General features: G+C 63.0%; 5 protein-coding genes. 3 read left to right on the top strand and 2 right to left on the bottom strand.

Features of this window, described 5'->3' with window-relative positions:
• Nucleotides 1–901 (bottom strand): threonine synthase (thrC, locus tag ACP5E6_RS15605; protein ID WP_427955567.1); only part of this gene is annotated, 901 nt, incomplete at its 3' end.
• A gap of 228 nt (nucleotides 902–1,129) precedes the next feature.
• Complete coding sequence (gene secB / locus ACP5E6_RS15600; RefSeq protein ID WP_427955565.1) at nucleotides 1,130–1,630, bottom strand: protein-export chaperone SecB; 501 nt, start codon at nucleotides 1,628–1,630, stop codon at nucleotides 1,130–1,132.
• 110 nt (nucleotides 1,631–1,740) lie between these two features.
• On the opposite strand from secB, the gene argC reads away from it, so the two are divergent.
• Genes argC through ACP5E6_RS15585 form a run of 3 tightly spaced genes read left to right on the top strand, consistent with a single transcriptional unit; the run spans nucleotide 1,741 to nucleotide 4,800 of the window.
• Nucleotides 1,741–2,697 (top strand): N-acetyl-gamma-glutamyl-phosphate reductase, encoded by a 957-nt coding sequence (argC, locus tag ACP5E6_RS15595; protein ID WP_427955562.1) that lies wholly within the window; start codon nucleotides 1,741–1,743, stop codon nucleotides 2,695–2,697.
• A gap of 48 nt (nucleotides 2,698–2,745) precedes the next feature.
• Nucleotides 2,746–3,303 carry an RNA 2',3'-cyclic phosphodiesterase gene (gene thpR, locus ACP5E6_RS15590; protein WP_427955560.1) on the top strand — a complete coding sequence of 186 codons (558 nt, stop codon included), beginning with the start codon at nucleotides 2,746–2,748 and terminating at the stop codon, nucleotides 3,301–3,303.
• Nucleotides 3,304–3,357: 54 nt separating this feature from the next.
• Complete coding sequence (locus ACP5E6_RS15585) at nucleotides 3,358–4,800, top strand: FMN-binding glutamate synthase family protein (protein ID WP_427955557.1); 1,443 nt, start codon at nucleotides 3,358–3,360, stop codon at nucleotides 4,798–4,800.
• The last annotated feature ends 1,070 nt before the right edge of the window (nucleotides 4,801–5,870 follow it).

The following is a 5,870-nucleotide window of genomic DNA, read 5'->3' as shown; positions in this document are numbered from 1 at the left end:
CGCCGGCGGCGCTCATGTCGTTGCGGGCGAGGAATCGGGTGAGAATGTCGTTCGAGTTGCTGCCGACGATGAAGCGCGCGATCGGCACACCCATCTGCTTCGCCGCCCACGCCGCCAGAACATTGCCGAAATTGCCGGTCGGCACCGCAACCGCCACCTCGCGGTCCGGCGCGCCCAAAGCGAGGGCGGCGGCGACGAAATAGGGGATCTGGCCGGCAATCCGCGCCCAGTTGATCGAATTGACCGCCGATAACCGCATGTCGTCGCGAAACGGCGCATCCGCGAACATCGATTTCACCAGATCCTGGCAATCATCGAAATTGCCGTCCACCGCGATGTTCAGCACGTTCGGCGCCCGCACCGTGGTCATCTGCCGGCGCTGCACCTCCGAGGTGCGGCCCGCAGGATGCAGGATTGCAATATCCACCCGTGCCCGGTCCCGGCACGCCTCGATCGCCGCCGAACCGGTGTCGCCCGACGTGGCGCCCACAATCGTGACCCGCTCGTCACGCGCGTCGAGCACATGATCGAACAGGCGCCCCGCCACCTGCAACGCCAGATCCTTGAACGCCAAAGTCGGTCCATGGAACAATTCGAGCGCGAATAACCCAGGCTCCAACTGCACCAAAGGCACCACCGCCGCCCGATCGAACCCGCGATACGCCGCCCGACACATGCCCTGCAGGTCAGCCACCGAAACCGCGCCGCCACACACGAACGGCGCCATCACCCGCGCCGCCAACGCGGCATACGGCATCCCCCGCATCGCCCGCAACTCAGCCGGCGAAAACACCGGCCACGCCTCCGGCACGAACAACCCGCCGTCCTCGGCCAACCCCGCCAGCAAAACCCCATCGAAATCCCGGGCCCTGGCAACCCCGCGCGTCGAAATGTAGCGCATCACTCGGTCCTTATGCTTGGTCGGTAAGCAAGGCCAGGGGCGCTGCCCCTGGACCCCGTTAAAGGCGGAGCCTTTAAAATCCATCAGTTTTAGGGATAGGGAGGGCGGCTGCCGGACCCTGAACCGGTATGGTCTGGACGCCCTCCCTATCCCTAAAACTAGCGGGTTCTAAGGGCTGAGCCCTTAGCGGGGGTTCAGGGGGCAGAGCCCCCTGACCTTCTTTGCCGATCAGGCATTAGCCACGGGTGTTGCGTCCATCTGGTCGCGGCGGGATTGCCAGAGGCCGACGAAGTCGACCGGGCCGAGCATGACGGGGGGGAAGCCGCCGTCGCGGGTGACGTCGGCGAGGATGTTGCGGGCGAAGGGGAACAGCAGGCGCGGGCATTCGACCAGGAGGACGGGTTCGACCTGGTTATCGGGGATGCCGGTGAGGGTAAAGATGCCGGAGTAGGACAGGTCGGCGATGAAGACGGTCATGTCTTTGGCCGGTTCGCTGCCGTTGGCGGCTTCGGCCGGAGCGGGGATGGTGGCTTCCGCGCGGGTGGCGAGGGTGACTTCATAGACGTTCTGGTCTTCCTGAAGGCGGCGGACCTGGACGTCGAGGTTGATGTTCACGGCCGGCGGCTGGCGCAGGATGGTATAGATGGCGGGTGCGTTGGGGACTTCGAAGGAGAGATCCTTGGTGTATTGGATATTGAGGGTGAGCGGGGCGGTTGCGGTTTCGGACATGGGGTGGTTCCTTATCACTTGCGGAATTCGGTTGGGCGTCACTCTGATTGGGCGCCCGCCTAGCACGGTGTTGGTTTTGGTGCCAGCATGGGGGGAAGGAGGGTCGCATCATGACCAAGCGCATTTTCATTGACGGTGAGGCCGGGACCACGGGGTTACAGATCGTCGAGCGGTTGCGACGGCTGGATGGCGTGGTGGTGCAGAGCCTCGATCTGCATGCGCGCAAGGACAATGCGGCGCGGCGGGACATGATGGCCTCGGTCGATCTGGTGGTGTTGTGTCTGCCCGATGAGGCGGCGCGCGAGGCGGCGGATATGGTGGAGGGGCTGGGCGGTGCGGCGCCGCGGTTGCTGGACGCGAGTTCGGCGCACCGGATTTCGCAGGGCTGGGTTTATGGATTTTCCGAAATGGCACCGGGGCAGGCGAGCGAGATTGCGCAGGCGGCACGGGTAACGAATCCGGGGTGCTACCCCACCGGCGCGATTGCGCTGCTGCGGCCATTGGTCGAAGCCGGGCTGATCCCGGCGGATTTCCCGATCACGATCAATGCGGTGTCGGGATATTCAGGAGGCGGCAAGTCGCTGATCGCGGATCATGACAGTGTCGGGGGGCCGGCGTTCGAGCTGTATGCGTTATCGCTGAACCACAAGCACGTTCCCGAGATCGCGCGTCATGCCGGATTGGCCCGGCGACCGCTGTTCGTGCCCTCGATCGGGCATTTCCGGCAGGGGATGCTGGTTTCGGTGCCGCTGCATCTCGATACGCTGCCCGGGCGGCCGACCGCGCGCGAGATCGGCTGTGCGCTGGTCGAGCGCTACGAGGGGGCGACGCAGGTGAAGGTGCGGATGACACCGGCGGCGCAGCGGTTGGATGTGGAGAGCGTGGCGGGATCGGATGTGATGGAGTTGTTCGTGTTCGAGAACGAGGCCGAGAGCCAGGCGGTGCTGGTGGCGCGGTTGGACAATCTCGGCAAGGGCGCGGCCGGGGCGGCGGTGCAGAATATCGGGCTGATGCTGGGGCTGAGTGACAGGGACAAAACAGCGGGGATGATGGCGATGCACGCTTGACCGATCGGCGCGGTCTCGGCAGCATGCGCGTCGCGAGGAGGGCAATTCATGCGTTTGTTTGTCGCTCTCGACCTGCCGTGGGAGATCAAGTCCACCCTGGCCGGTTTTGCGTTCAACCTGCCGGGGGCGCGCTGGGTGCCGGCGCAGAACATGCATCTCACACTGCGGTTCATCGGCGAGGCGAAGCGGCTGGAGGCCGAGGAGATCGATCATGCATTGGCCGCGGTGCGCGGGCGCGCATTTCCGCTGGTGTTGACCGGGGCGGGCTGGTTCGAAAAGGCGGGGCGGGTTTCGTCCCTATGGGTCGGGGTGGAGCGCAATGAGTCGTTGCTGCACCTGCAGGCGAAAGTCGAAACCGCGCTGCGGCGGATCGGGCTCGCGGCCGAGCGGAGGCGTTATACGCCGCATGTGACGCTGGCGCGGATGGATCTGCCGGTTGGGCCGCGATTCGCCGAATTCGTGCAGAGCCATAATCTGTGTCGTTCACCGCCGTTCACGGTCGAACATATCACCCTGTTCAGTTCGCATTTGAGCGATGATCACCCGGAATATATCGCCGAGGTCGAATATGCGCTCGCGGAGCGTGCGAAGTTCATCGGATCTTAAGATTTCTGGCGCACTACTCATCGGTATGGAAACCAATCCAGCCGATTTGAACGCATGACGATTTCACTGAGCATCGCAACACTGGTCTTTTTTAGTATCATGGCCGCGATTACGGCCGTCTACATTCACGACAAACGACAGACAACGCACACGATTTTACGCAATTTTCCGGTGATCGGACATTTTCGGTATTTTGCCGAAACCTGGGGCGAATATATGCGCCAGTACCAGTATCTGCCGGACTGGGCTGAGCGGCCGTTCAACCGGTTGGAGCGGTCCTGGGTGTACCGGTCGGCCAAGGGCGTATCGAATCTGGTTAATTTCGGCAGCGAGACGGTGCCGAGTTTCATTTTCCGCAATGCCCCGTTCCCTGTGCTGGATGAGGAGAAACGGCCGTTCGCCGGTAAGATGATCGGGGTCACGACCGGCCCCGGCGCATGTCGGATGCCATTTCTGGCGCGGCATTTTTTCAATATCAGCGGGATGAGCTACGGCGCGTTGAGCCATGCGGCGGTGCTAGCCTTGTCGAAGGGCGCGCGCCGGGGCGGGTTCTGGTTGAGTACCGGGGAGGGCGGCTTGTCGCCCTATCATCTCGACGGGGGTGGCGATCTGATCATGCAGATCGGCACCGCGAAATATGGCGTGCGCGATGACACTGGCGCATTGTCGGAAGAGCGACTGCGGGAGATTGCCGCGCATGAGCAGGTGCGCATGTTCGAGGTAAAGCTGGCGCAAGGTGCTAAGCCCGGCAAGGGCGGCATTTTGCCGGCCGGCAAGGTAACACGGGAAATCGCCGCCATCCGGCGGATACCGGAGGGCGAGGCGAGTATCAGCCCGAACCGGCATCACGACATCGGCAGTATCGCCGAACTCGGCGCGTTCATTGCACGGGTACGGTCGGTGACGGGTAAGCCGGTCGGTGTGAAATTCGTGGCAGGTGCGGCGGCGTTCATCGATGACTGGTTCGCCGATTGTGTCGCGCATCCGGCGCATTGCCCGGATTTCGTGCAGATCGACGGGGGTGAGGGTGGTACGGGCGCGGCGCCGGCACCGCTGGCGGATTATGTGGGATTGCCGATTACCCAGGCTCTGCCGCTTGTTTCATCCTTGCGTGATCGCCACGGGTTGCGCGAGCGGATCCGGATCGTTGCGTCGGGCAAGTTGGTGACACCGGACAAGGTCGCCTGGGCCTTATGCATGGGCGCTGACTTCGTCAGCTCGGCCCGGGGGTTCATGTTCAGCCTTGGTTGCATTCAGGCGATGAAATGCGGGTCTGGCCGTTGCCCGACCGGAGTGACCGCGGTGGACCCCAAATTGATCGCGGGGATCGATCCGGCCGACAAGGCGGTGCGGGTGGCGAATTATGCCCGGCAGATCAGCGAGGAGGTCGAAATGATCGCGCATTCCTGTGGATTGTTGGATGCTTCAGGATTCGAGCCACAACATGTCAGTGAGATCGAGCGCGGGGTCGGTGGATTTCGCGCACCGTCAGGATAATGCAGTTCCAGGCGCTCGTTCGAGCCGTCTGCGGCACGATCGTCGTCCCGGAATCAGTCACGGCTTGCCCATCCCCCCGCCGGCATGGTCAAATGACGAGTGACCCAAATTCAAACCCCCCCATCCAACGGATCGAGACCAAATGGATCGACCGATCGCTTCACCAGATTTCTCTTCGGAATTCGTCTCGCGACCCGCAAATTCTACAGCCTTCTCAACCCGGCAAGATCAGTGCGCGCGTTTTTCCTGCACGGTCAGCGCGGCGCGGTGGCTCGACTTGCCCGCCTCATCGCGCGCCGTTCGACCCCGTCAAAACCGCGCCGGGCCCCGGATTCCGACATCGCGACCCCACCAAATCCTCCGGTCTTGGCTTCCCGCGGTTTCACCTGGCTGGTTCGCCTGATGCCGCGAACCGTCAAAACCCGGATGGTAGATGCGAAGACGCGCCGCGAATGGATCGATTTTCTGGCCACGCCGGCCACGATCACCAAGCTGGCATCCAACCCGGCGATCCACCGTACCCTCCACCCGATCTACAATAGGTTTGGCATTCGTCCGTTCGAAACGCAGCCCCATCCCAGCCGCGACCGCACGCCACCGCCACGAACGCCACGACGGCGTAGCGCACCGCTCGACCTGCCATTTCCCATGGATCTCCCTTTGCCGCCGCCGCCGCCGCCGCCGCCGCGCGCTGCCGCCATGCCAACGAGCGTCATCCTGCCGTGGCCTTATCCGCTTGGCAGGGTGGAGGTGGCGCGAAGCCAAACGACCCCAGCCGCGAAAAAAACACCCGATCCCTGCGGCAGACCGCTATGCGCTGCCACGACGGGTGGGGACTCAAAGCCCTGATGGCGCCAACGCAGCCCATCTCCGATCGGATGGAACCGCGCCCATTCAGCCAGATCGGAGGTTACGCCCGCAATGTCGCCGGCATGAGATCGCTCGAAAAAACATAAAGCTGGAGCGTTACGCTGAAAGCATAACGCTCTATCTCTTTATGTTTTTTCGAGCGATTTCATGCGATTATGTTGTCGCTGCCGCGTCAACTTAATCGCATATCGCTCTAATCG

The sequence above is a fragment of the Acidiphilium sp. genome (genome assembly GCF_049977125.1).
Classification (GTDB): domain Bacteria; phylum Pseudomonadota; class Alphaproteobacteria; order Acetobacterales; family Acetobacteraceae; genus Acidiphilium.
Note: the sequence above shows the minus strand (reverse complement) of the source record. Positions and strands in the feature narration are given on the sequence as shown.